The 23938-nt window shown below is 52.8% G+C and carries 20 protein-coding genes and 2 tRNA genes; 8 read left to right on the plus strand and 14 right to left on the minus strand.

Annotated elements, in window-relative coordinates; all coding sequences use genetic code 11:
- Positions 1-1314: 1314 nt before the first annotated feature.
- Together argS and V9K95_RS01770 are read right to left on the minus strand one after the other, a co-directional pair.
- The gene (gene argS / locus V9K95_RS01765) at positions 1315-3072 is read right to left on the minus strand and encodes an arginine--tRNA ligase (RefSeq protein ID WP_115052917.1); all 1758 of its coding nucleotides are present in this window, start codon (positions 3070-3072) and stop codon (positions 1315-1317) included.
- A gap of 64 nt (positions 3073-3136) precedes the next feature.
- Positions 3137-4345 (minus strand): deoxyguanosinetriphosphate triphosphohydrolase, encoded by a 1209-nt coding sequence (locus tag V9K95_RS01770; protein ID WP_336440010.1) that lies wholly within the window; start codon positions 4343-4345, stop codon positions 3137-3139.
- A 190-nt stretch (positions 4346-4535) separates the two neighbouring features.
- Between V9K95_RS01770 and erpA the strand changes: the two genes are divergently transcribed.
- Complete coding sequence (gene erpA / locus V9K95_RS01775) at positions 4536-4871, plus strand: iron-sulfur cluster insertion protein ErpA (protein ID WP_115052915.1); 336 nt, start codon at positions 4536-4538, stop codon at positions 4869-4871.
- Between the two features lie 63 nt (positions 4872-4934).
- On the opposite strand, the gene V9K95_RS01780 is transcribed toward erpA, so the two are convergent.
- Positions 4935-6425 carry a nucleobase:cation symporter-2 family protein gene (locus tag V9K95_RS01780; protein WP_336440009.1) on the minus strand — a complete coding sequence of 497 codons (1491 nt, stop codon included), beginning with the start codon at positions 6423-6425 and terminating at the stop codon, positions 4935-4937.
- Positions 6426-6543: 118 nt separating this feature from the next.
- Here V9K95_RS01780 and xth point away from each other — a divergent pair, with 118 nt between their 5' ends.
- Complete coding sequence (gene xth / locus V9K95_RS01785) at positions 6544-7323, plus strand: exodeoxyribonuclease III (protein WP_115053287.1); 780 nt, start codon at positions 6544-6546, stop codon at positions 7321-7323.
- A gap of 76 nt (positions 7324-7399) precedes the next feature.
- On the opposite strand, the gene V9K95_RS01790 is transcribed toward xth, so the two are convergent.
- Both V9K95_RS01790 and V9K95_RS01795 read right to left on the minus strand, forming a co-directional pair.
- Positions 7400-8194: a tetratricopeptide repeat protein gene (locus tag V9K95_RS01790; RefSeq protein WP_115052913.1), complete on the minus strand. Its 795-nt coding sequence runs from the start codon at positions 8192-8194 to the stop codon at positions 7400-7402.
- Complete coding sequence (locus V9K95_RS01795) at positions 8188-8502, minus strand: hypothetical protein (protein ID WP_336440008.1); 315 nt, start codon at positions 8500-8502, stop codon at positions 8188-8190. The genes V9K95_RS01790 and V9K95_RS01795 overlap by 7 nt, the downstream gene beginning before the upstream one ends.
- Before the next feature lie 94 nt (positions 8503-8596).
- On the opposite strand from V9K95_RS01795, the gene V9K95_RS01800 reads away from it, so the two are divergent.
- The gene (locus V9K95_RS01800) at positions 8597-8839 is read left to right on the plus strand and encodes a hypothetical protein (RefSeq protein WP_336440007.1); all 243 of its coding nucleotides are present in this window, start codon (positions 8597-8599) and stop codon (positions 8837-8839) included.
- Here the strand turns inward: V9K95_RS01800 and V9K95_RS01805 are convergent, their stop codons facing one another.
- The 5 genes from V9K95_RS01805 to V9K95_RS01825 all read right to left on the minus strand — a co-directional run bounded on the left by V9K95_RS01805 (position 8840) and on the right by V9K95_RS01825 (position 16639).
- Positions 8840-10084, minus strand: coding sequence for an OmpP1/FadL family transporter (locus V9K95_RS01805; protein ID WP_115052910.1), 1245 nt, complete (start codon positions 10082-10084; stop codon positions 8840-8842).
- A 383-nt stretch (positions 10085-10467) separates the two neighbouring features.
- Positions 10468-13254, minus strand: a complete 2787-nt coding sequence (locus V9K95_RS01810; RefSeq protein ID WP_336440006.1) for a valine--tRNA ligase — start codon at positions 13252-13254, stop codon at positions 10468-10470.
- A 142-nt stretch (positions 13255-13396) separates the two neighbouring features.
- The gene (locus V9K95_RS01815) at positions 13397-14200 is read right to left on the minus strand and encodes a DUF2497 domain-containing protein (RefSeq protein ID WP_336440005.1); all 804 of its coding nucleotides are present in this window, start codon (positions 14198-14200) and stop codon (positions 13397-13399) included.
- A gap of 197 nt (positions 14201-14397) precedes the next feature.
- Positions 14398-15825 carry a TolC family outer membrane protein gene (locus tag V9K95_RS01820; protein ID WP_115052907.1) on the minus strand — a complete coding sequence of 476 codons (1428 nt, stop codon included), beginning with the start codon at positions 15823-15825 and terminating at the stop codon, positions 14398-14400.
- 139 nt (positions 15826-15964) lie between these two features.
- Positions 15965-16639, minus strand: coding sequence for a protein-L-isoaspartate O-methyltransferase family protein (locus V9K95_RS01825; RefSeq protein ID WP_115052906.1), 675 nt, complete (start codon positions 16637-16639; stop codon positions 15965-15967).
- Between the two features lie 428 nt (positions 16640-17067).
- Here V9K95_RS01825 and V9K95_RS01830 point away from each other — a divergent pair, with 428 nt between their 5' ends.
- On the plus strand, positions 17068-17619 hold the full coding sequence (locus tag V9K95_RS01830; protein WP_307285463.1) for a GGDEF domain-containing protein: 552 nt from the start codon (positions 17068-17070) through the stop codon (positions 17617-17619).
- Here the strand turns inward: V9K95_RS01830 and V9K95_RS01835 are convergent.
- Together V9K95_RS01835 and V9K95_RS01840 are read right to left on the minus strand one after the other, a co-directional pair.
- Positions 17616-18395, minus strand: coding sequence for an APH(3') family aminoglycoside O-phosphotransferase (locus V9K95_RS01835; protein ID WP_336440004.1), 780 nt, complete (start codon positions 18393-18395; stop codon positions 17616-17618). The two genes, V9K95_RS01830 and V9K95_RS01835, sit on opposite strands and share 4 nt — an antisense overlap.
- Before the next feature lie 33 nt (positions 18396-18428).
- On the minus strand, positions 18429-19706 hold the full coding sequence (locus tag V9K95_RS01840; protein ID WP_336440003.1) for a hemolysin family protein: 1278 nt from the start codon (positions 19704-19706) through the stop codon (positions 18429-18431).
- 455 nt (positions 19707-20161) lie between these two features.
- Between V9K95_RS01840 and V9K95_RS01845 the strand changes: the two genes are divergently transcribed.
- Entirely contained in the window at positions 20162-21169 is a 1008-nt protein-coding gene (locus V9K95_RS01845) for a hypothetical protein (RefSeq protein ID WP_336440002.1), read from the plus strand.
- Positions 21170-21315: 146 nt separating this feature from the next.
- On the opposite strand, the gene V9K95_RS01850 is transcribed toward V9K95_RS01845, so the two are convergent.
- Positions 21316-21389: transfer RNA gene (locus V9K95_RS01850), tRNA-Cys, on the minus strand.
- Positions 21390-21595: 206 nt separating this feature from the next.
- The gene (locus V9K95_RS01855) at positions 21596-21913 is read right to left on the minus strand and encodes a hypothetical protein (RefSeq protein WP_336440001.1); all 318 of its coding nucleotides are present in this window, start codon (positions 21911-21913) and stop codon (positions 21596-21598) included.
- 164 nt (positions 21914-22077) lie between these two features.
- On the opposite strand from V9K95_RS01855, the gene V9K95_RS01860 reads away from it, so the two are divergent.
- The 3 genes from V9K95_RS01860 (at position 22078) to V9K95_RS01870 (ending at position 23758) form a co-directional block, all read left to right on the plus strand.
- Positions 22078-22152 (plus strand) — tRNA-Asn (locus tag V9K95_RS01860).
- Positions 22153-22297: 145 nt separating this feature from the next.
- Positions 22298-22579, plus strand: a complete 282-nt coding sequence (locus tag V9K95_RS01865; RefSeq protein ID WP_336440000.1) for a hypothetical protein — start codon at positions 22298-22300, stop codon at positions 22577-22579.
- Between the two features lie 189 nt (positions 22580-22768).
- The gene (locus V9K95_RS01870) at positions 22769-23758 is read left to right on the plus strand and encodes a Bug family tripartite tricarboxylate transporter substrate binding protein (protein ID WP_115052841.1); all 990 of its coding nucleotides are present in this window, start codon (positions 22769-22771) and stop codon (positions 23756-23758) included.
- Positions 23759-23938: the final 180 nt, after the last annotated feature.

Below are 23938 nucleotides of genomic sequence, written 5' to 3' on the forward strand. Positions count from 1 at the left end.
TTTGCAGGTTCCGGCTGTGCCTGTTCCTTGGGCGTTGCAGCAAAATCATTGTGCTGTGTGTCGGATTCGATCGAGCCGAATACTTCGGCAAACTCGCTCTCCAGCTCGTTGAGACCATTGTTCTGGGGAGCATCATCTTCGTAGTTCACCATCGGAAGATCGAGTGACTCGGTGTAGTCAACCCGACTTTCGGTAACGGCGATAGTATCCACATCAGGTGCTTGAACCGGCTTGGCGGCGCGATCGAGTTCATCCGCATAATCGCTCAAGGCATGAACTTCTGGAACCTTAGGCACCCCGGCAATAGGAGCAGCAACTGGAACGGCGATCTGTTCCCGCACTGGCGCAAGCTCTTGCTCGGCATCCATCGGCACTTCAAAATCATCAAGCGCTGCCATCAGCTCCTGATCATCGAAAGCATCTTCGATTTCCGTGTCGGAATTTTCCTGCTCGGCATAGGAAACCTGCGGCTCATAAGAAGGCTCTGGTGCAGCATAAGCAACCGGCGCAGCAATCTCCTCCACAGGCGGCTCATACGCAGCAGCGGGCGATGCTGGTGCATAAGCGACCGAAGCAGGCGCTGGCGCTGCTTCTGGCTGCTGGTAGGCAGTTGAGCGGCTGATAATCGGCGCTGCCTCCGTGCGACCGGCTACATTGGAACGGGAACCGTATCCCCAGGATGCATTCGCAGACCTCTGCACAACTGGCCTTGCCGATCCGGCAAGCAGTGTTTCTAATTCATCTTCAAGGCTGATCGCCGGCGCGGCTGCAACTGGCGCAGCGGGAGCTTCAACGCCTGTATTTGAAATTACACCCTCGCCTGCTTCATTGTCGGCATAAGCCGTCTCCGGCTCATAATCCGCATAGTCAGGCTCTTCGTAAGCGGCGACGGGTTGCGCAGGAATGTCGTAAGGCTGCTCAGGCTGCATGGCCGAAAGCTCGCGCTCGATTGACTCCTGAAATTCGCTAGCGTCAGGCTCGTCATTCTGCTGATTGCGATCTGATTCAGCCGAAGCGGACTGTGAGGTGACTTCGTCATCGAAGCCTCCCATCAGTTCGCGTTCAAGATCCAGAGCAAAATCATCATTGGACCCGGAAGGTGACTCATCCTGCTCCGGAGTTCCCATAATGCGGGATAGCTCCATCAGAGGATCATCAATACCGAATCGCGAATCATCCTGCCGGTTAGAACGCTGAAGATAGTTTTCCGCCATGGCGTTAATCCTGTACTCTCAACTGTGGGACGTCCGAAAACGTCACGCATTGGCCATACCAGCGCAATGTGGGCAAAAGTTGACAGGATTTCTACGCTTATTAGCGCATTTCAGTCGGAGCGTCCGCACCAATAATTGACAAACCGGACGCCAAAACCTTCGAAACAACCTGAACCAGCCCTAGCCTGGCTTGGGACAAGTTTGGATCGTTAACCTTAATAAAACGTAAGTCCGGATTTTCAGTGCCTTTATTCCACTGTCCATGCAGCGAACTTGCAAGGTCATAAAGGTAAAATGCGACCCGGTGCGGCTCCTGATGAAGCGCAGCTGTTTCGATCATGCGCGGATATTCGGCAAGCTTGCGGATAAGCGCAATTTCACTCTCGTCGGTCAGCAAATTGAAATGCTTCGCGCTCGCCGCCAGATCCACTTCGCCAATGCCAAGCTGCTCAATCGCCTGCCGGAACACCGAATGGCACCGTGCGGACGCATATTGAACGTAGAACACAGGATTATCTTTCGAATGTTCCGTTACTTTGGCAAAATCGAAATCAAGGGGTGCATCATTCTTCCGGTACAGCATCATGAACCGGACGGGATCGCGGCCAACTTCCTCAACCACATCCCGCAGGGTCACAAATTCGCCGGACCGCTTCGACATTCGCACCGGCTCGCCATTGCGGTAAAGCTTGACGAGCTGGCAAATCAGTACCGTCAGCTTTGCCGTGCCGCCCGAAACTGCGCGCGCCAGTGATTCCAGCCGCTTGACGTAGCCGCCATGGTCTGCACCAAGCACATAGATCATCTCATCGAAATGCCGGTCATACTTGTCTTTGAAATAGGCAACGTCCGCCGCAAAATAAGTGAACTGACCATCCGACTTCACCAATGGCCGATCGATATCATCACCCACATCTGTGGACCGAAACAGGGTTTGTTCCCTGTCTTCCCAATCTTCCGGCACTTGGCCTTTGGGTGGAGGAAGCTTACCCTTGTAGACATGCCCCTTCAGCGTCAGATCATTGATGGCCGAGCGGATGAGCTTGGCATTATTGGCGTGCAGCGTCCGCTCGGAGAAAAAGATGTCGTGATGAACGTTGAGCGAAGCCAGATCGTCACGGATCATTGCCATCATTGCGTCGATAGTCCGGTCCTTGACGATCGCAAGGCTTTTTTCTTCCGGCATTTCGAGCAATTTCGTACCGTAATCGTCGGCCAGCGCCTTGCCGACAGGAACGAGATAGTCGCCCGGATATAAACCGGCAGGAATCTCACCGATCTGTTCTCCCAAAGCCTCGCGGTACCGGAGCATGACAGAATTTGCCAACACGTCGATCTGCGCGCCGGCATCGTTGATGTAATATTCCTTGCCAACTTCGTAACCGGCAAAAGATAGAAGATTGGCCAGCGCATCACCCACCACTGCGCCGCGGCAGTGCCCGACATGCATTGGACCTGTCGGATTGGCTGAAACATACTCAACATTGACCCTATGGCCATAGCCGAGCTTTGACCGGCCATAATCGAGTCCGGCATCAAGCATGGTGGAGAGTTGCTGTTGCCAGTAACTGTCTTTCAGCCTCAAATTGATAAAGCCCGGACCTGCAACATCGACTGAGCCGACATCAGGATCATTCTTCAGCGCATCACCGATTTTAACGGCAAGTTCGCGTGGATTCTGACCGACGGCTTTCGACAACACCATCGCTGCATTGGTTGCAATATCGCCATGACTTGCATCGCGAGGTGGCTCGACGCCAACGCGCGACAGATCGACTGCTGCACCATCAGTTGTTTTCAAATCAAGTGCTTGCAGGGCGTTCTTAATCCGCGCATCGAAGTCCGCGAAGATGTTCATGACGTAATTCTCATTCGAGGTTTATAGAAAAGTCTGGGGCCTCATGGCCAAAGTTGAGCCTGCTCTAGGACAATTCGGGCGTATGGTCAAACAGCCTGCGATGCTCGCGCACAGCATAAGTGTCGGTCATACCACTCAGGAAATCGGCAACCAGGCGAGCGCGGGCGGGCATATCTGCCTGAACTTGCTCGTTCCTCCAGCCTTCCGGCATTGCTTGAGCGTCATTCATATAGGCTTCAAAAAGATCTCTCACAATCTTGTCAGCCGATTTGCGCACTCTTAGAACACTTTCGTGAAAATACAGATTGTCGTAGAGAAATGTCTTCAGGGCCTTCTCTTGCAATCTCATAGCCTCGGTGAAGGCAACAATGTTTTGCCCAGCATTGTGTATGTCTTCGATCTTTTGAGGTTGGATGCGATCAAGATTGGCTTGTGACTGATTTATAACGTTCTCAACCATCAGGGTTATCTGGCGTCTGACAATCTCATGTGTCGTGCGAACTTCATCAAGTTTGGGATATTTTGTCCTTACAGCCCGCAAAATATCGCCGATTATTGCCACATCTTCCAGAGCGTCCAAGGATAGGAGGCCCGAACGAAGCCCATCGTCAATGTCGTGAGCATTATAAGCGATATCGTCTGCTATTGCGGCGCATTGCGCTTCAAGAGAGGCATGATGCCCAAGTTCCAGATTAAACTGGGCATTATACTCAAGGATCGCCGCCGGAACAGGATGACCAATGCCTCGCCCTTGGGTATCCATTAGCGGGCCATTATGTTTGGCAAGCCCCTCCAGCGTCTCCCAGGTCAGGTTTAGACCATCAAACTCGGCATATCGCCTTTCAAGACTGGTTACGATCCGCAGCGATTGCGCATTATGATCAAAGCCGCCAAAATCGCGCATCTTTTCATCCAACGCGTCTTCGCCGGTATGGCCAAAGGGCGTGTGACCAAAATCATGTACCAGGGCAATCGCTTCAGCCAAATCCTCATCAAGACGCATTGAGCGAGCCAGGGCTCGGGCAATCTGCGCCACCTCAATCGTGTGCGTGAGCCTCGTGCGGTAATGGTCGCCCTCATGGGCAATAAAAACCTGAGTTTTATGTTTCAGACGGCGAAACGCCGTCGAGTGAATAATTCTGTCGCGATCGCGCTGAAATACGGTGCGCGTTGGACTTTCGCTCTCAGCTACGAGCCGCCCACGGCTATGCTGTGGATCGCTGGCATAAGATGCCCGTTCCCTGTAACCAAAACCCACATCCTGCATCGACATTATTTCACTTCCCGCCTTCTTGTGCATGCTTCGGAACATGCGAGCACGGCAGTACCACCCATTAACACGCATGCCGTTGACTTCACCGTCGCCAATTCTTAGCTATGGTGTATAATGAATGGCAAGGCGTGACATGATGATGTTCTGTCTTTGGAGCCGGGCGGATGTTTCCCGCGAAGGAATGTGAAGAATGACCGAAGTTGTAAATGTTTCTGTCTCCGACGCTGCGGCCAAGCGCATCTCGGCAATTTTGAAATCCGACCCTGACAAAACCGCCCTGCGCATCTCTGTCGAAGGTGGCGGCTGCTCAGGCTTTTCCTATAAGTACGATCTGGTCGATGCACAGGATGCAGATGACATCGTAATCGAAAAATTGGGAGCAAAGGTTTTGATCGATTCGATTTCACTGCCCTATATTGGCGGGTCGGAGATTGATTTTGTCGATGACCTGATGGGCCAGTCTTTTCAAATCCGCAACCCGAATGCCACATCCTCATGCGGTTGCGGCACGAGTTTCTCCGTCTAGGCTGCTCGCCTCTTCTCAAGCTGTTTCAAAAGGCTGTCTCGCGACAGCCTTTTTTATTTCCCCTCAAGCTTCAGCGCCTTTTGCCGCCTCACGCAAATCGTCGGCACTCCCCAAAGCCCCATTGAAATACCAATTCAGCAAAACTGACGAGACCGATGCCAGAAGAATGCCGGATTCGATCAAGGGATGAACGGCGTGCGGCATCCACATTTTGAAGTCGGGGGCCACCAGCGGGATCATTCCCAAAGCCAACGACACTGCCACAATGAAAAGGTTGTTGCGGCTTGATTGGAATTCCACCTTCGACAATATGCGTATGCCCGTCGCTGCCACCATGCCGAACATCACCAGCCCTGCCCCGCCAAGAACAAATTGCGGCAATGATTCAACAAGAGCGCCCATTTTGGGCATCAGCCCGAGTATGAGCAGTATCAGACCGGCCGCCACGCATACGAAGCGGCTTTTGACGCCGGTCACGCCTACGAGCCCGACATTTTGCGAGAAGCTCGTATAGGGAAACGTGTTAAAGATACCCCCAATGACTGTTCCCAGACCATCTGTGCGAAGTCCGGCTGATAGCATTGGCCGCGTTATTTTCTTTCCCGTCAGATCGCCAAGCGCCAGAAACATGCCCGTAGATTCGATCATCACAACGATCATGACAAGACTCATGGTGATGATCAGCACAGGATCGAAAATCGGCATGCCGAAATGAAACGGCGTGATGATTGCAAACCAGCCGGCGGAAGCAACTTTCTCGAAACCCATCATGCCCAGACTTGTTGCCACGAGCGCTCCAATGACGATACCGAGGAGCACGGCAATGTTTGAGATGAACCCCTTGCCGAAGCGCGCAATGAGCAGGATCGAGACAAGCACAACAGCGGAGATCGCAATATTTGAAAGCGGCGCATAAGCAGGATTTTGCAGCGAAGGTGCAAGCGCCAGCTTTTGCGGCAATGCCGGTAAAGCAGAACCCGGCGCGGCGGCCAGCTCGGTAATCGTTTTAAGCCATGCCGCATGTTCGGGAGAAACAATTTTAGGAGCCGTGGGGCCAAAGGGATTACCGAAAACCCAATTGATACCGACCCGCATCAGCGAAACCCCGATGACCAGGATAATCGTGCCTGTCACCACCGGCGGAAAGAAACGCAGCAGACGGCTCATAAGCGGTGCCAGCAGCATTGCTACAAACCCTGCACCGATAATGGCGCCGAAAATCAGCCGCGCTCCGTCCGGCCCCGTATCGGCATTGGCCATGGCGACCATGGGACCTACGGCAGCGAATGTTACGCCCATCATCACCGGCAGCTTTATCCCAAACCACTGGGTTGCGCCAAGCGACTGGATGATCGTCACGATCCCGCAGACAAAGAGATCGGCGGAGATCAGAAAAGCAACGTCTGCAGGCGCTAACTGCAAGGCGCGGCCTACGATCAAAGGCACCGCAATCGCCCCCGCATACATGACGAGGACGTGCTGAATGCCCAAGGCTGCAAGACGGGGCACGGGCAAGCCCGCATCAACATCATGAATATGTGAAGGACTGCTCATAAATACCCCCAATGGCTTGACCGGTTGATGACCGGACGAGTATCGTTTTCCCCACTAATGAGAATGACCTATATTGGTCGTTGCGCAACCGAAAACTCAGCAAAGCCAAGTGTTTCCCATGAAAATTGTCACCTGGAACATCAACGGCGTCAAAGCTCGCATCGAGGTTCTCAAGGCTTGGTTGCGGGAGTCCGATCCGGATATTGTTTGTTTGCAGGAAATCAAATCTGTCGACGAGGGTTTTCCCCGCGAAGAAATTGAAGCGCTTGGCTACCATGTGGAGACGAATGGACAAAAGGGCTTCAATGGCGTCGCTATCTTGTCGAAAACCTCGCCCGAAGAAGTAACGCGAGGACTTCCCGGCGAAGACGAGGACGACCATGCGCGTTTTATCGAGGCGGTTTTCTCAACGGAAAAGGGCATGTTGCGCGTCGTCTCGCTCTATCTGCCCAATGGCAATCCGATCGATACGGAAAAATTCCCCTACAAGCTGCGCTGGATGGCCCGTTTGGAAAAATGGGCTGAGGAGCGTTTGAGCCTCGAAGAGCCGCTGATCCTGGCCGGCGATTATAATGTCATCGCTGAGCCTATCGATGCGCGCAATCCCGAAGCCTGGGTAAATGATGCGCTCTTTCAACCTGAAACGCGACAGGCTTTCCGCCGTTTGGAAAATCTGGGTTTCACCGATGCGGTGCGCAGCGTGACCGATGCGGCTGGAACTTATACATTCTGGGATTATCAGGCGGGCGCCTGGCAAAAGAACAATGGCATTCGGATTGACCATCTCATGCTGTCACCGGAAGCGGCCAATCGTCTGGAATCTGCCAGCATAGAAAAACATGTCCGTGCCTGGGAAAAGCCTTCGGATCACGTCCCGGTCGCGATAATTATCGTCTAGAGCGGATTTTAACGCTATGCGGATACGGCGATGGGTTCAAGCCAAGTTCATCGAACTTGGTTTGCGCTGACAGCTATTAGAAATCGCCAGTCTTTACGATATCGCCAGCCAGAACCATGGCCGTGCGGCGATCCGCTTCATCCGCAATCGAAAATGCCTGTTCCTGAATATCACCGATCCAGATGCGATCCTTGCCGGTTGCGTGTTCAAGCGCTGCCGTCATCATTGCCAGCCCGCGAACGGTCTTGCCAGCCTGAAACAACAGATTGCCAAGCATCGCTTGAGCACCGGCATGGCCCTTTTGTGCTGAGAGCCGGAACCAGCGTGCTGCCTGATTGGGGCTTGCACTGCCACCCTCGCCGCGCATCAGCATTTTGCCGAGTTCGAACTGTGCGTCCGGATCACCAAAATTCGACGCTGCCTGCAGATAAAGGTCGCGGGCGGCACTTGGGTTGGAATTGATGGGTGAATTTGGGATGCCGCGTTTTACATATCCGGCAAGAGCTACAAGCGCATCTGCAACATAACTCTCATTCTCGGTGCCTTGATCAGCGCCTTCCTGGATGACTTGCTCAAACATCTTATAGGCTTCGTAATCGTCTTCTTTTACGCCGTCGCCTTCGGCATACATCCGTCCGAGTTTCCAGTTTGCGCCCTGATGGCCTTTTTCAGCGGCAAAACGCAAGGCTTTGACTGCCTCATCCTTGTGACCGTTTTTGTAGGCAGAAAAACCAAACTTGAAGAGAGCAAAAGGGCTGGAATCCTCGTTCATCTCATTCTTGGTATCAAAAGCCATGCAGGGCAGAGTCATGGCGCTCAGAAAAAGACCAATTCCCACAATGGGAGCGAGAAAACGATCAGCAATCAGCATGGCAGCTTAATTCCTTCGCTCGGGCTCGCCATTGTCGCAGCCGCTAGGCGCGCCGTAACGGCAGACCGGATTTCAACACCGCCAGTCAACACCCTTATGGCGGCTCGCAACGGAATTGTAGAATATTTCAGATCATTTGAGCCATGGTTGGGCAGATTTCCGGCAATAGTGCGGCTGCGCTTTGCAGAATTGTTCCAGTATTCAAGGTCTGGATTAATGGCCGATGATCGCAACTCTAAAATAGAATTGCGATATGCCACTGCGTGGTGGCTTTTCGAAGCTTCATGCGAAAGTAGTGTCGCGTCCATCATTACCCCAAAACGGTACGCCAGCAATATTGCCTGACGTTATACCTCTAAAAGGTTACCGCCTTATCGAGGTGCTCCGGGTTTGTGGCGCAAAATGGGCAAATTTGGCTGCCGAAAGCGCTGTGTGAATCATCCTGGCCACACTGTTGCCGAATCGTCACAAAAAGTGATGCCTAAACACAAACCGGCATGGATGCCGGACGCTGTCTGCCGCTACGGTTTCCCCCGGGCACAGGTGGCCATCGATCAAATGCAGGCATTGACCAAGGAAGCCACGGTACCAATAAAAAAGCCCGGCATCTTTGCCGGGCTCTTTCGCTATTTCGTTAAGCAGTGATCAGAACTTCAGCTTGCCTGAGATCGACAGCGCTGACACGAAGTCATCGCCGAAATCATACTTGGCATCATTGCCGCAGCCAGTGTTGACGGTGCACTTTGTCGGACCGTACGAACCGGAAGTGAGCATACCAACTGCACCGCCTACGCGCAGTTCAACATTCTTGTTAGGCGACCAGGAAACGCCGCTCGACAGCAACCATGTGTCTGTCTGAGTGGTCAAGCCTGTCGAAGTTCCACGGTCCCAGGAAACCTGAACCTGACCGCTCCATTGGTCGTTGAACTTGTGACCAACACCTGCAGCAACCGTCCAGCCATCCCGGAACATAAGATCGATCGATGTCGCCTTGGCAGGTGAGTTAGGTCCGCAGGAAACTGCACCCCTTGTGGATATTGGGCAGAATGACACGACTTCGAGAACGCTCCAGTCAACCCACTTAACCGAACCGAAAGCCAGCCAATCGGGCGCAATACCTGTTTGGATTTTGAATTCCAAAGATTGCGGCATGGTTGCCGTGCCGTAAACATCGGTCACACGGCCAAAGAGTGCCGGGGTGCCAGGAATTCCTGCTGGCAGATCAGTAAGATCGAGAGTGCCTTCAACGTCACCGAGATCAACTTCGGCATTGTAGATCAAGCTTGCGCGCAATGCGATTTCTGGAATTTCGTAAGCAGCACCGATACGCCAGCCTACACCATCACCTTCGAGTTCAAGCAGGCCGTTACCGTCAAAACCAAGCCGCCGGAACGCGGGTGTAACCATCCGCTCTTTGAAACCTTCGACCTTTTGGTAAGAAACACCGCCGAGTGCGCGGAGGAAGCCTTTGCCAACATCGAACTTGTAAGAGCAAGTCAAACCATAATCATGGCTTTCGATCTTGGTTTCGATGTTCTGGTTGGAGCCCTTCCAATCGTCACCTGGGTTGGTATGAACTCCCCATGGCTGGCTATACTGAGCCAAGCAATCGAAATCCTCAGTGATGCCAACTTTAACGCCGACGCGAGGAATGGTGTAATTTTCGGTCTCGCTGACAGAAGATTTGCCACCTGCATTAAGACCCTGTGCATTCTTGATCTTGCGATCAGGCATGACATAGATCACGCCAGCTTCAGAGGCGAAACGATCTTCGCTGAACAGCAGATCGTAATTGTAGCCTCCGCGCTCAAGCCCCCCGGCTTGCGCAGCAGAGGCCACACCAGTCAACAATAGTGCCCCGCCCAACATTGTCGAAATAGCTTTAGACATTAATTCCTCCCCGAAAGCTTTATAATGTGCCCCGAATGTCAGCCTAATTCGGGAAATATTACCAATACGTAATAGGTAACAAAGCAATCTTATTGAGTGCAATATCTTTGATTGCGCCCCGTTATGGGAGAAAAACGGGAGATTCTTCAAAAACTGACTTTTTTCGAAAATCAGTTCAAAATTATCGCGGGTTTCCCACTAGTCACAAAGCATTATGGGGGAAATAGCGGTTTTTTAGCCAAAAAACGTCATTGTTGCGCAAATGCAACGCACTTCAAAAATGACAAAATTGGGGCTTTTGATCGACGAAAATGGGGTGGCTCGCCGCATATTTCAAGGGACGAGCCACTCCAAATTTCATTATCGGCAATAAAACTCCGGAATCAGCTCGCCTCGCGAACGCGCCGTATCGCCACTTCGATTTTACCAGCGGCCTCCTGAAGCTCGGCCAGTCGTTCGCGTTCTGCCTGCACGATCTCCGGTTTGGCATTGGCAACGAATTTCTCATTGCCGAGCTTTTTACCGATCTTGTCGCTTTCATCGGCGATCTTACCGGCCTCCTTGGTCAGTCGCGCAATTTCAGCATTGACGTCAATAAGGCTGCCCAGTGGCAGGCAGGCTGTAGCTTCGCCGATGACAAATTGTGCCGAACCCTTAGGGGCCTCGCTTTCCAGCGTAATCGTGTCTACGCGCGCCCGCCACTTGATCGCAGCTTCGTGACGCTGCAAGCGCGCCTCGGTGGCTTCATTGGCACCGATGACGACGAGCGGAGCCACAGCGGAAGCAGGGACATTCATCTCGGCCCGAACGGAACGGATACCGGTTACCAGATCGATCAACCAATTGATCTCTGAGGCGGCATCGGTATCAACGAATGATGACACTGGCCATTCAGCATGGCACAGCAGGGTTTCACGCTTCGCACCCTCGCCCGCCGTATGCGCCCAGAGCTCCTCCGTCATGAATGGCATGAACGGATGCAGAAGCTTGTAGATCTCATCAAGCACATAGGCTGCACAGGCTTGTGCTTCCGCCTTTGCCTCGGCATCGTCACCATTGAATACAGGCTTCAAAAGCTCGATGTACCAGTCGCAGAACTGGTTCCATACAAAACGATAGGCCGCGCTTGCAGCTTCATTGAAGCGATAAGTGGCGATACCGTCGGTAACTTCACGCACAGCATTGGTGAGCTCTGTCAGAATCCAGCGGTTAACCGTCAGCTTGGCATCGTCCGGCTTGAAAGACGGGTTGCGCGCAACACCATTCATTTCAGCAAAGCGCGTTGAGTTCCAAAGCTTGGTACCAAAATTGCGATATCCGGCAATACGGCTGGTATCCAGTTTCACGTCGCGGCCCTGAGCGGCCATGATGGCAAGGGTAAACCGCAACGCATCAGCGCCGTATTCATCCATCAGTTCCAGCGGATCAATAACGTTGCCTTTGGACTTCGACATCTTCGCACCGTTCTTGTCGCGAACAAGCGCGTGCATATAGACGGTGTGAAACGGCTCCTTATCCATAAAGTGCAGGCCCATCATCATCATCCGGGCAACCCAGAAAAATATGATATCAAAGCCGCTCACCAGAACGCTGGTTGGATAATAGGTCGAAAGCTCCGGTGTCTTGTCGGGCCAGCCAAGCGTTGAAAACGGCCAGAGCGCCGAAGAGAACCATGTATCGAGCACATCTTCATCGCGCGTCAGGATTTCTCCGGGCTTCAGGTTCTCCAGAAGGTTCTGCACATGCGCCTTCATAGGTCCTTCATGGGCGAGATAATGCTGAACGGCTGCGCTGAGCGCTTCTTCTTCTGTGCGCTCGACGAAAACCTGACCATCCGGTCCATACCAGGCGGGAATTTGATGCCCCCACCACAATTGCCGTGAAATCGCCCAAGGCTGGATGTTTTCCATCCAGTCATAATAGGTTTTTTCCCAGTTTTTCGGCACAAAATTGGTCCGGCCCTCACGAACACTGGCAATGGCTGGCTTGGCGAGCTCGCCCGCATTCACATACCACTGATCTGTCAGATAAGGCTCAATCGGCACATCACCGCGATCGCCATGGGGTACGGAATGGGTGTGGTCCTCGATCTTCTCAAGATAACCGCCATCGTCCATCATAGCGACAATCAGCTTGCGTGCTGCAAAACGATCCTTGCCGTCCAGTGCGTGGATAAACTGATCCAGATGACTCGATTTCTCCAAACCCTCCAGGAAATCATTGTTTTCCTTGAGGAAAATCGATGCATTCGTATTAAGAATGTTGATCTGCCGGAGATCATTGCGCTTGCCCACTTCAAAATCGTTGAAATCGTGCGCAGGCGTAATCTTCACAGCGCCGGATCCGGCTTCAGGATCAGCATAATCATCGGCAACGATAGGAATATGACGACCGATGAGCGGCAGAACAACATTATTGCCAATAAGCGCATGATAGCGGGCATCGTCAGGATTGACGGCAACGCCCGTATCGCCAAGCATTGTCTCTGGCCGGGTTGTTGCGACAACAATATATGTATGCGGATTTTCCGGATCGAAGGCGACATTCTCCAGCGGATAGCGGAAATGCCACAAATGCCCCTTCATCTCGCGCGACTCGACCTCAATATCCGAAATCGCAGTCAGCAGCTTGGGGTCCCAATTGACCAGACGTTTGTCTTTGTAAATGAGCCCCTGCTTGTAAAGTGTAACGAAAACCTCAAGAACGGCCTTCGACAAGCCTTCATCCATGGTAAAGCGTTCGCGCGACCAATCGCAGGACGCACCCAGGCGTTTCAGCTGTCCGGCAATAATCCCGCCAGACTCCGCCTTCCACTCCCACACACGCTCGACAAACTTCTCACGGCCCATCTCACGGCGACCCGGCTGTTGACGCTCCATCAATTGCCGCTCGACAACCATTTGCGTTGCAATACCGGCATGATCCATGCCCGGCTGCCACAAGACATTCTTGCCACGCATCCGCTCAAAGCGGACCATAATGTCCTGAATGGTATTATTCAGTGCATGTCCCATATGCAGAGAGCCAGTCACATTTGGCGGCGGTATGACAATCGCAAAGGGATCTGCGCCCGGCTTGGAACCGGCACCGGCCTTAAAGGCACCCGCCTCTTCCCAGCGTTTTGCAATCTCTGGCTCTACGGCCGCGGCGTCATAAGTCTTCTCAAGCATAAAACTGTCCGTCATTTTGCGGAAAAAAAGGATTGTTAGGGTGTAAACCCAATGGCGAGGCTCAAGTCAATGATATCGTACGCCTGAAACGAAAAGACCGCCATCTGGCGGCCCTACAAGCTCGACGAGGTATTTCTGAGCTCTAACGCTTGCCGCCGCGCGCAACGCGTTCAATTTCTTCGCGAACAAGGCGCTCCACCAAGGTCGGTAAATTATTGTCCAGCCAATCCTGCAGCAAAGGCCGCATGATTTCCTGTGCGATTTCATCAAAGGAACGCCGCTGCTCGCTGCGGACGGCAAATGACAGATCGTCAAACGCAGCACTAACCTGGCGCTCAGTGCTCTCAGAAAGAATCGGCTCCAGCGCCTGCGTCAGATCAAGCGACACTTCTTCCTCCATATTCGTCTCGAATTCATCGAGAGCTATAGGCGTCGATGACTTTACTGCCGGACCAGATTCCGGGACGCTCGCTGGCTCAGCAAAGCGCATATAAGCGCTTGTATCAGGTTGCGAGGGTGCTGCCGGCTTTTCGGCAACCTGCTCCGCAACGAGCAATTCTTCCTCGGCAAGAATCTGTGGAGCTGGGGCAACAGCTTCGGCGGGCGATTCCGCCTCAGGCTTGCTCGTCTCAAGCGGCTTTGATTCCACGTCGGGCAAACGAGGCGAAAACATCGCCTCAGGCATTTTCTGGACAGGCGGCGTAACAGCAATACCTTGCCGCGGAGCAAGTTCGGCCTCGTCGCTTTCCAGATTATCTTCGACCTGTAAATTGGAAGTAGTTTGAGCTGGCATATCGGAATTTACAGCCGTTGGCGGCACATCATCAGGCCGTGCCGTGTCGCTCTCTTCAATGATGCGGCGTATCGAGGCCAGAATCTCTTCCATGGAAGGTTCGCGCGTCGCGCTTGATAAGCCTGCGGATGCCCCGATTGGTGATTGTGCCATGATCAACTTGCCTACTACATCTTGTTTCGGTGCGGTGCAACGAATCTGCATGCAGTGTAGAGGCTGGTTGTCTATTTGAGAATCCCTCAGAGCAATGTTTCGGGCTAACCCACAGACTTTTGATTCGCCCCGCTGAAATGAATTGGCCGCCGGATTTATCCAGCGGCCAAATTTCTATTTTATCGTAGCAGGATCGATCAGCGGCTATCAGGCGTGCGAAGGCCGATCCACTTGTCCTTGACCGCTTCGTAATGCTCTTCCGGCCGGTGCTCAGCCACCTGCAATCCAAGTTGAGCTGCCGTCAAACGGCCAGTTCCCGACAGAGCAGCATAGCTGGTAACAACCGCATCGCGCTCAGCCTGCACAAGATTGATTTGCGCTGTCAGAACATTGGTCTGCTCGTTCAATACGTCGAGTGTCGTGCGCTGACCAACTTTACGTTCTTCAATAACGCCGTTCAATGCGAGCTGAGCAGCGGCGACAGCAGTCCTTTGAGCAACAATGGATGCCTTGGCGGCTTCCATTTCGGCAAAAGCGCTGGCGATAGCCTGACGAACATCGTCACGCGCTACGTCAACTTCGATCCGGCGCTGCGCCACGGTTTCCTTGCCTTGGCGAACACGAGCCGATGTGCGGCCACCGCTGTAAATCGGAACGGTAACCTGAATCCCAGCCGACGCGCTTGTCGAATTATTGCTGCTGGTAGAAAGATCGCTTGGCTCGCCCCATATTTCGTCGCGGCTGATCTCGCCTCTCAAATTCACCTGAGGAAGCAATTCGCCTTCTGTTGCCTTGACCGTATAGCCAGCGGCATCCACGGCATAGCGTGTCGACAGAATAGCAGGATGCGTATTCTCGGCTATGGCATAGGCTTCGTCCATATTGCGCGGCAATGACTTTTTGGCAGCTGGTGCGCGCTCAAGTCGTCCCGGTGCTTCGCCGACCACCTGAATATAGGTTGCCTCGGCGGTTTTTTCGTTTGATTTGGCAAGGTTCAGCTGCGCAATGGCCGTTGCTTTCTGGGCATCTGCCTGTGCAACGTCGGTACGCGTACCCTCACCCACGTCAAAACGAGCGCGCGCAGCACGAAGCTGTTCGTCAAGCGCTTCGATATTCCGCTGGCGAAGAACGACGATCTGACGGGTCAGATAGACATCCATATAGGCTTGCACCGCAGCGAAAAGCTGATTCTGCTCCGTGTTGCGCAGGTTTTCACGGGCGGCCAGAACCTGGGTTTTTGAGGCTGAGACCGTGTTCTTGGTGGTGAACCCGTCAAAGAGCATCTGATTGACAGTAACGCCGAACACGGCGGTATTTGAGGTGCCGTCATTCACAAACCCCGTGCCTGTCGATCGGCCCCGTCCATCCAGTCTGGTATAGGTCGATGTGAGGTTTGCGGAAGCAGAGATAGTCGGCCGGTAGCCCGACTTGGCAATCGCCACGCCTTCATCAGTAACGCGAACGCCTGCCCTTGTGGCGTTAAGAGTGGAGTTGTTGTTGTAGGCTTTGGCCATTGCGCCAAAGATCGTCTCAGCCATTGAAGGCGTAGAGGCTAGTACCGTGGCTGACATCAGCGCTGCGGTCAGTAATCGCTTACCCGCTATGAACACTATAAACCCCTTCATGTCTCAATATTCAGACCGAACCAATCGGTTCGACGTTGTAACTTCAATACAAGCCAATTTCCGAATTGACCACAGTTGCAAACCCCAATTCGCAAACAAAGTGGTCAACCGTTGCACTTATGTCTCACGTGCGACACGCTCAGAATTCGAATTCAGGAACTTTGCCGAAGCCTGGGAGAGGCTTTACCGCCGAATTGAAAGCGCGACGTCCTGATACGATTCCCTCGTTCTTCACGTAAATCATTGATTTTCCGGAGTTTCCGCTGCCTTCAACGGCAACGAGTCGCCCCCCATCCTTCAACTGATCGAATAATGTAACAGGAACGTGGTCAACGCTACCCTCAATTATGATTACATCAAAAGGTGCTTCAGACGCGTAGCCCTTTTCCAGCGGCCCGGTTAAGACCACGACATTATCATAGCCCAGGGACGACAGGATTGAAGTAGCCTGACCGGCGAGATTTGCATCAGCCTCCACGGCGATAACCGAGCTGGAGATTCGCGAGAGAATGGCTGCCGAATATCCTGTCGCGCAACCGATATCGAGAACAACATCTTCAGGCTGGATATTGGCAAGCTGAACGAGCTTGGCAAAAGGCGAAGCTTGCATGATGTAGCGCGCGCCTGCCTCGGCCGTCGGCGTTGAGACCATGACATCGTCATCAATATAAGCGAGCGGTGCACGAACACTTGGTACGAATTTCTCGCGTGGGACATCCAGAAACGCCTGCAACAGAGGCTTGTCCGTCACATCAGTTGTCCGCAACTGGTTATCGACCATCTTGGTCCGCAGATCTTCGAAATTCAGCACCATATTCCAAGCTTTCCTAACAGCACGAGCAGTGCGATCGCGTTATGCATCCAACAAAGGCGCAATGCGCAAAAGCATTATGAGACTCCGTATAACCTTTTCCGGAAAGCGATTCCAGTATGAGGTTATGCAGAACACTTCGACCATGCAAAACATGTTTATGCCAGTTGGGCACGGATCCGGTGAACTCGAAAGCATATTGGAACCAGAACGCCAACCCACAAGGGGTGTGTCAAAAAATGAAGGGCACGTCAATTGAGCGCGACAGTGCAAAATATTTCTACTGACTTTCCAGTACCGGTTACTTTCGGTTTGTGATAAAACCTTCTTAACCCTATGAATCTTCCTGTATTGTATCCAATGTCGGCACCTGTCATTCTACACACAGCAAAAATGGAGTCGTTCAAGTGAACGATGGGAACTTTAGGCGAATGATTGAAACCAAGGGATTTGGTGATTTTCCTGTCAGCCAGGACGAGCTCACGGGACTCGCCGACCGCGCTGCACTGGAAGAACATCTCGATAGTCTGTTCGGCTCCTACGCTGATAGCGACTTTGACGACCGGCTGCAATTTGCGATTCTCTGCATTGATCTGGACGGCTTCAAGCAATTCAACGAAAAATACGGACGCGCCGAAGGTGATCTTGTCTTAAAGCTTGTCGCTGACCGCCTTCAAACATGCATGCGCAAGAATGATGTCGTCTACCGCATTGATGGTGACGAATTTGCCGTCGTGTTGCTTCAGGTCACTGCCAATGAAGTTGCAAGCGTGGCAGACCGTATCATCGGCAGCGTTTCTCAGCCCTATGATCTTGCCAATGCGGATTCGGCAGCTATCACGGTTACCATTGGAGCAGCTCTTGCGCCACGTGATGGCGATACGCCGGAAAGCTTGCTTTGGTGCGGAGATGCAGCCCTTTATATTGCCAAGAAGGCAGGCAAAGGCATCTATCGTCGTTATTCCGAGCGTCGTTCCAGCTAAAAGAACTCATCAAGCAGCCGGTAATAAGTTACGCGTGTAGAATCCGCCTCAACACCATATAGCTTGAAAAATGGTTCGACCCATTCAGCGCCCAGATTATCCTCAATGCTCCTGCTGGCCAGAGCAAGATCCTGATACCGATCTGCGATCCCAAGGCGTGCGCAATCAACAAAACCGGTAAATTGCGAGCCATCGCACAATATATTCGGCAGGCACGCGTCGCCGTGCGTTACCACCAAATCCTCATTGCTTGGACGTGTTGCTACAAGTCTCTCGAAAAGTTCAGCAGCAGTGGGTCCAACCTCATCGAAATCAGTTTCGTCCACCTGATTGCCAATCACTCGGGAAAGGGCAATTGGAATTCGATCTTCAAGACTATGGTTAAACGGACAGCCCGTTATATCAAGCTGGTGTAAAGCTTTAAGCGACCGGACAACAATTCTGATGACAGCTTCGGCGAGAATCTCCGGATTTGATGCAAGATCGCGCCCCGGCACCGCGCTCATCAGCAACCAGAGGCGATCGCCCTGTTCTGCCTGATCCAGAACGCGCGGTGCTGCAATAGCTTGCCCTGCCAACCATTGAAGCCGCTTTATCTCATCGAATAGTTCGGTGAACTCTCCAATCCGCTCGCTTTTTACGAATAAGGTCGGAAGCTCTGCCGCTTCGAGACGAAATACCAGCGCTCCGGATTCTCCGATGGTTTGCGTTATCCAATTGTACTTCGCTAGCCGCTCCTCCCATACGGATGGCATAGCGTAATCTTGATCAGTCATCTGGTGAGGCCTCGAATTGGGAGCAATTTCTGGCTAGGAGAGGCGCGACGCCAAAACCTTGTCGACGCGGCGATGATCAAGATCGACAACCTCGAAACGCCAATCATCAAACTCCATGGATTCGCCCGTCATTGGAATTCGCTGCAAACGGTCAATGACAAAACCGGCCACCGTTTCATATGGCCTTGTCGCGGGCAGGTCTATTCCCAAGAGATCCGCCATCTCATCAACCGGCATCCAGCCTGCAAGAAGCCAGGAACCATCCTCCCGCCTCACCGCTTCCGGCTCTGATTGATCTTCATCCGAGGCGAACGCGCCTGCGATGGCATCAAGAATATCGGCGGGCGTCAGCAGGCCTTCAAAATGGCCGTACTCATCATGGACGAGTGCCATGGGAACGTCAGAGTCACGCAAGACTTTGAGCGCAGCCAGCGCATCAAGCGTATCCGGGATGATGGGCGCGTGCCTGACATGCTCGCGGATCACGACTATTGACGAGGCAAGCATGGGTTCGATCATGTCTCTGAGCATGATGACGCCAATGACATTGTCGCGGTCGCCTTCAAAAGCTGGAAGACAGGAATGGTTTGCGGATATCAATTTGCGCTTCAGCGCTATGGCATCTTCATCGATATCAACCATTTCAACTTCCGTGCGCGGGGTCATGACGGCCCGCACGCTTCGATCGCCCAGCCGGATAACGCCGGAAATCATGGACCTCTCGGCCTCTTCGATCACGCCGGTATTTCCCGCCTCTGCTACAATTGTCAGTATCTCCTCATCGGTAATTGAGCTTTCCGATGCGGTGGAAATACCGAGCAGCCGGAACACACCCCTTGTCGATGCGTCCAGCGCCCAGACGGCAGGTGCCGCCACCCGTGACAGGATATTCATGGGCCGCGCGATGAAACAGGCGATGCGTTCAGGGTTTTTCAGCGCCAAATGTTTTGGCACAAGTTCCCCGATGATGACTGACAGATAGGTAATGATGCCAATAACCAACGCATAGCCGCCTATATCGGCAATATCCGGGCGAACGCCGATGCCAACCAGAAAACCGCTCATGCGCGCGCCTAGCGTGGCGCCCGAAAACGCACCAGCAACAATGCCAACAAGCGTAATGCCGATCTGCACGGTGGACAGGAACTTTCCGGGGTTTTCCGAAAGGGCAATCGCCGCACGGGCTCCGGCAATACCACGGTCTGCCAACATCTCAAGACGGGCCTTCCTGGCCGAAACGACCGCCAGTTCCGAAAGCGCAAATACGCCATTGAGGATAATAAGAAACCCGACGACAGCCAATTCAAACATGAAGCAAGAAAATCCCAAATAAACCAATCTCTTATAGATTGGCCATGAAGTGTTTTATGTGAAGAAATCAGCCGATTGGAAAGCTGTTTTCCAAATTGTACCAACGATATCATATTGCACCGGCATGCAACATGAATTCGTAATTTACCTGCAATATGCCGGCTACCAAGAGTATTATTTTCACGATAGAACCCGGCATATTGATCCAAAGAGCCAAATTAAATCAATACTATAGCTTGGTTCCAGTATGGCCAAATCCGCTTACCGTCATCAATCACGGTCATCGGCACCCCTACGCCTTCATGCCTCACCGATTGGTCATTTCACTGATCCCAGGGGCTTTTGTCCCACCCAGCCATATTTGCACCGGCAGATTTCAATTGACCCGGCATGATGAATGGAATGTACTCAAGGTTGTATGGTTGCAAATATTCAACCACTTGAGGGAGCGAAGCATGTCAATGATGCGAAATCTTTTATATGCGGGTGTGCTGGCTTCGGCATCGTTTGCCGTTGCGCCTGCCTATGCCTTGACGGCGAAGGAATGCAGCGTGAAATATCAGGCTGCCAAAGACGCAGGAACGCTGGGCGGCCTGAAGTGGAACGACTTCCGCAAGGCGGAGTGCGCTTCGGACGATTCGCCTGCGGCTAGTACAAAGACAACAACCGCGAAAAAAGCAAAAACGACCGCTGCAGCCAGTAATGACGACAGCGGATTGACCATGAAGGAATGCAGCGCCAAGTACCAGGCAGCAAAGAGCGCGGGTACACTTGGCGATGTCAAATGGAACGATTTCCGCAAAACGCAATGCAGTGCGGACGCTGCTGCTGCGCCGGTTACAAAGACCAAGACAGCGAAGTCGCAAGCCAATGACGACGATGATTCCGGTGGCGGACTGACGATGAAAGAATGCAGCGCCAAGTATCAGGCGGCAAAGAGCGCCGGCACACTTGGCGATGTCAAATGGAATGATTTCCGCAAATCGCAATGCAGCGCAGGTGCTGCTGCAGCGCCGGTCACAAAAACCAAGACGGCAAAGTCACAAGCCAACGACAATGATGATTCAGGTAGCGGCCTGACGATGAAGGAATGCAGCGTGAAATATCAGGCTGCCAAAGACGCTGGAACGCTGGGCGGCCTGAAGTGGAACGACTTCCGCAAGGCACAATGCGCCGCCGGAGCAACCGCAGCCAATGATGATGACGATGATTCTGCGCCATCCGTGGACAATGCCACCTATACAGATGATCCGCCCGCCCCAACGACAAGGGCTCCGCGCGGCGTGGCTTTTCCGAGCGCCGTTTCCACGAAATATTCTACGGAAAGCCCAGGCAAGGCACGTATGCATACCTGTCTGGACCAATATTACGCCAACAAGCAGAGAAATTCTCTTGGCAGCCTGAAATGGATACAGAAAGGCGGAGGATATTACAGCCTCTGCAATTCACGGCTAAAAAGCTGATTTGCGTCAAGGAGAACAGGCCGCACACCGCGTCCTGTTCTCCGGCACATTTGCGTCACACCGCAAATCATGGACTGCTGTAGATTCGGAGACGAATCTGCGGAAGCTAATAAAAAACAACCAATTATGGTGGGTGGATTTGATTTTGGAGGCCTCGCCCGGAATCGAACCGGGGTGCAAGGATTTGCAGTCCTCTGCGTAACCACTCCGCCACGAGGCCTCAACTGCAAATAGCTAATGAAATTAACTACTTATAAAAGTGACGCATTTTCATTCTGAACTCGGTCACTCGCGGCGTTCTGAATAGTCGTTTTTGTTTTGTGCTGCAACAGCTAAAATCACTCATTCACAGACAGGCCGCATTCTGCTTAACAAATGGAAATTGTCACACAGCACAACTTCGGCACAGAGTGCCCGTAAGCAGCATCAATTTTTGTCTTTGTCTGTGCCAAACCGGCTGGCTTTCCAGCGGCGCAGAATTTTGACTTCGAGCTGGCGGCGTTTGCGCCTGACGATGGCCGAATCCTGCGAGAGCACAACGAGGCCTAAAGGAACCATCCAAAATCCAAGCACGGGCAAAAAGCCCAATATGCCCCCCGCAACCAACCCTCCGCCAAGCGTGCGACGCATTGCCACCGATTGCGGCACGGGTATGTGCCGTCCGAGAATGCGGATATGCCGTCGCCTGTGAGGCTTTTCGGCGTGATCGCCAAGGTTATCGGTCTGTTTAGGTCCGTAGGACACTCAAAATCCTTCTGCTTCATTGGACGGGATAGCTCTGATGTAGGAAGTGTTTTTGCTGATGCCAGCGTTTTGTTGTGCACATTAAGTGAAAAAAAGTGAAATGGTCCTTTGCAAAAGCGAAACCCTTTTGCTATAGGCCACCTCGCTGATGACTGAAAAGCTATTCCCCGGTAGCTCAGTGGTAGAGCAACCGGCTGTTAACCGGTTGGTCGCTGGTTCGAATCCGGCCCGGGGAGCCAGTCACTTCAAAGGCTTGGCGAGAAATCGCTAAGCCTTTTGCTTTTCTGGCGTTCTGCCGCGGGAAAACCACCTCATAATCACGTGGACATAGAGAAAAACCAATATAAGCTTGTGTCATCTTAAGCTCCGCTCTGAGAGAGGCCGATGCCATTCGGATCACGCAAAGAAACGCAGTTCACGCCGCATGAGTGGGACATTATGGACCGCGCTCATGAAACAGCCTCCACTATTCTTGGCCGGGATCGCCGGCTTCATCCCGATTCAAGCAGGCTCGCCAGAATCGTCATGACGCTTTTTGCGCAAGGATTACGCGATCCGGAGGAAATTGCTTCCCTTGCCGCTGATCGTGAACTTGGCAATGAGTTGACGACCGGGGCTACGGTCCCGGGACGCAAGGCTCCTATCGACGATTCGGATTTTGAGTAAGACACCTGATTGTGTCGTGGCATCAGCGGCCCGTGTGGCAAATGACGACGCCAAAAAAATGCTGATTGCGTTTACTTGATTCAACAATGCTGCGCCTCCAATCGAACATTCGACCTAACGTGCTTCCGTCAGGCAGCTTCGCGTGCTTTACTAACCTCATCACCTAAGCGACATCAGGGAGGAAAATGAATGTCACTATCTGCGATCACCCGGCGTGCTAGTCTCGCCCTCGGCCTTTCACTGCTGGCAGCAACAGCTCTTGGAGGCTCCGCCCAGGCACAGGCCTTCCCCGATCGCCCCGTAACATTGGTGATTCCTTTCGCAGCCGGCGGGTCGACCGACGTGGTCGGACGCGTGATCGCCAATAAAATGTCCGACATACTTGGGCAGCAGATCGTGGTTCAGAATGTCGGCGGCGCTGGCGGCAGCCTCGGTACAGGCAATGTGGTTCGCGCTGATCCGGATGGCTATACGATCCTTATGGGAACGGTTGCAACGCACGCGCTCAATCCGCTCATCCTGAAAACCAAGCCATATGATGCTGAAAAGGACTTCACGCCGATTTCGCTGTTGGTCATCGTGCCGAATGTCCTGGTCGTCAATCCGGAGCTGCCTGTAAAGAATGTCAAGGAACTGGTCGACCTCTTGAAGGCCAATCCGGATAAGTACAGCTATGCCTCTTCGGGCAACGGAACGCCGCTGCATCTTTCCGGAGAGTTGTTCAAGAAAATGGCCGGTGTCTCCCTGCAGCACATTCCGTATAAAGGTGCTGGCCCCGCTCTGAACGACGTGGTTGGCAATCAGGTGCCGATCATGTTTGACAATCTTCCTTCTTCTTCTTCCCATATGAAGGGTGGCACTCTACGGGCGCTCGGCGTGACAACGACTAAGCGAGCAGCTTCCTTCCCCGATGTACCAACCATTGCCGAGACAATCCCCGGCTATGAAACCTATAGCTGGAATGCTCTGTTTGCTCCGGCCGGAACACCACCGGAAGTGGTCGCAACCTTAAACAAGGCAGCTGTGGAGGCCATGAAAGACCCTGTCGTGGTCGGTAAAATGAAGGAATTCAGCGCCGATATCGTTGGCTCCACTCCAGAAGAACTGGCCGCCCACGTCAAGGCTGAGATCACCAAATGGACGCCGGTCGTTAAAGACGCCAACGTCCAGATGGATTAATGAAAAGGGGATAACGGGCGCAAGCGCCCGTTATCCCCTCACCGCTATAGTCAAGAACGCATCAGCAAGGTTTCGCAAGACTAGAATCGTTCATCGCATGGAATATTTTAGAATTACTTTTAAACTATATGTATAGCGATCAAATCTGTTTAATAAGACATTCGAATGTCGCTTTTTTTA

It is taken from the genome of Phyllobacterium sp. CCNWLW183 (assembly GCF_037203775.1).
In the GTDB taxonomy this organism is placed as follows: Bacteria; Pseudomonadota; Alphaproteobacteria; order Rhizobiales; family Rhizobiaceae; genus Phyllobacterium; species Phyllobacterium ifriqiyense.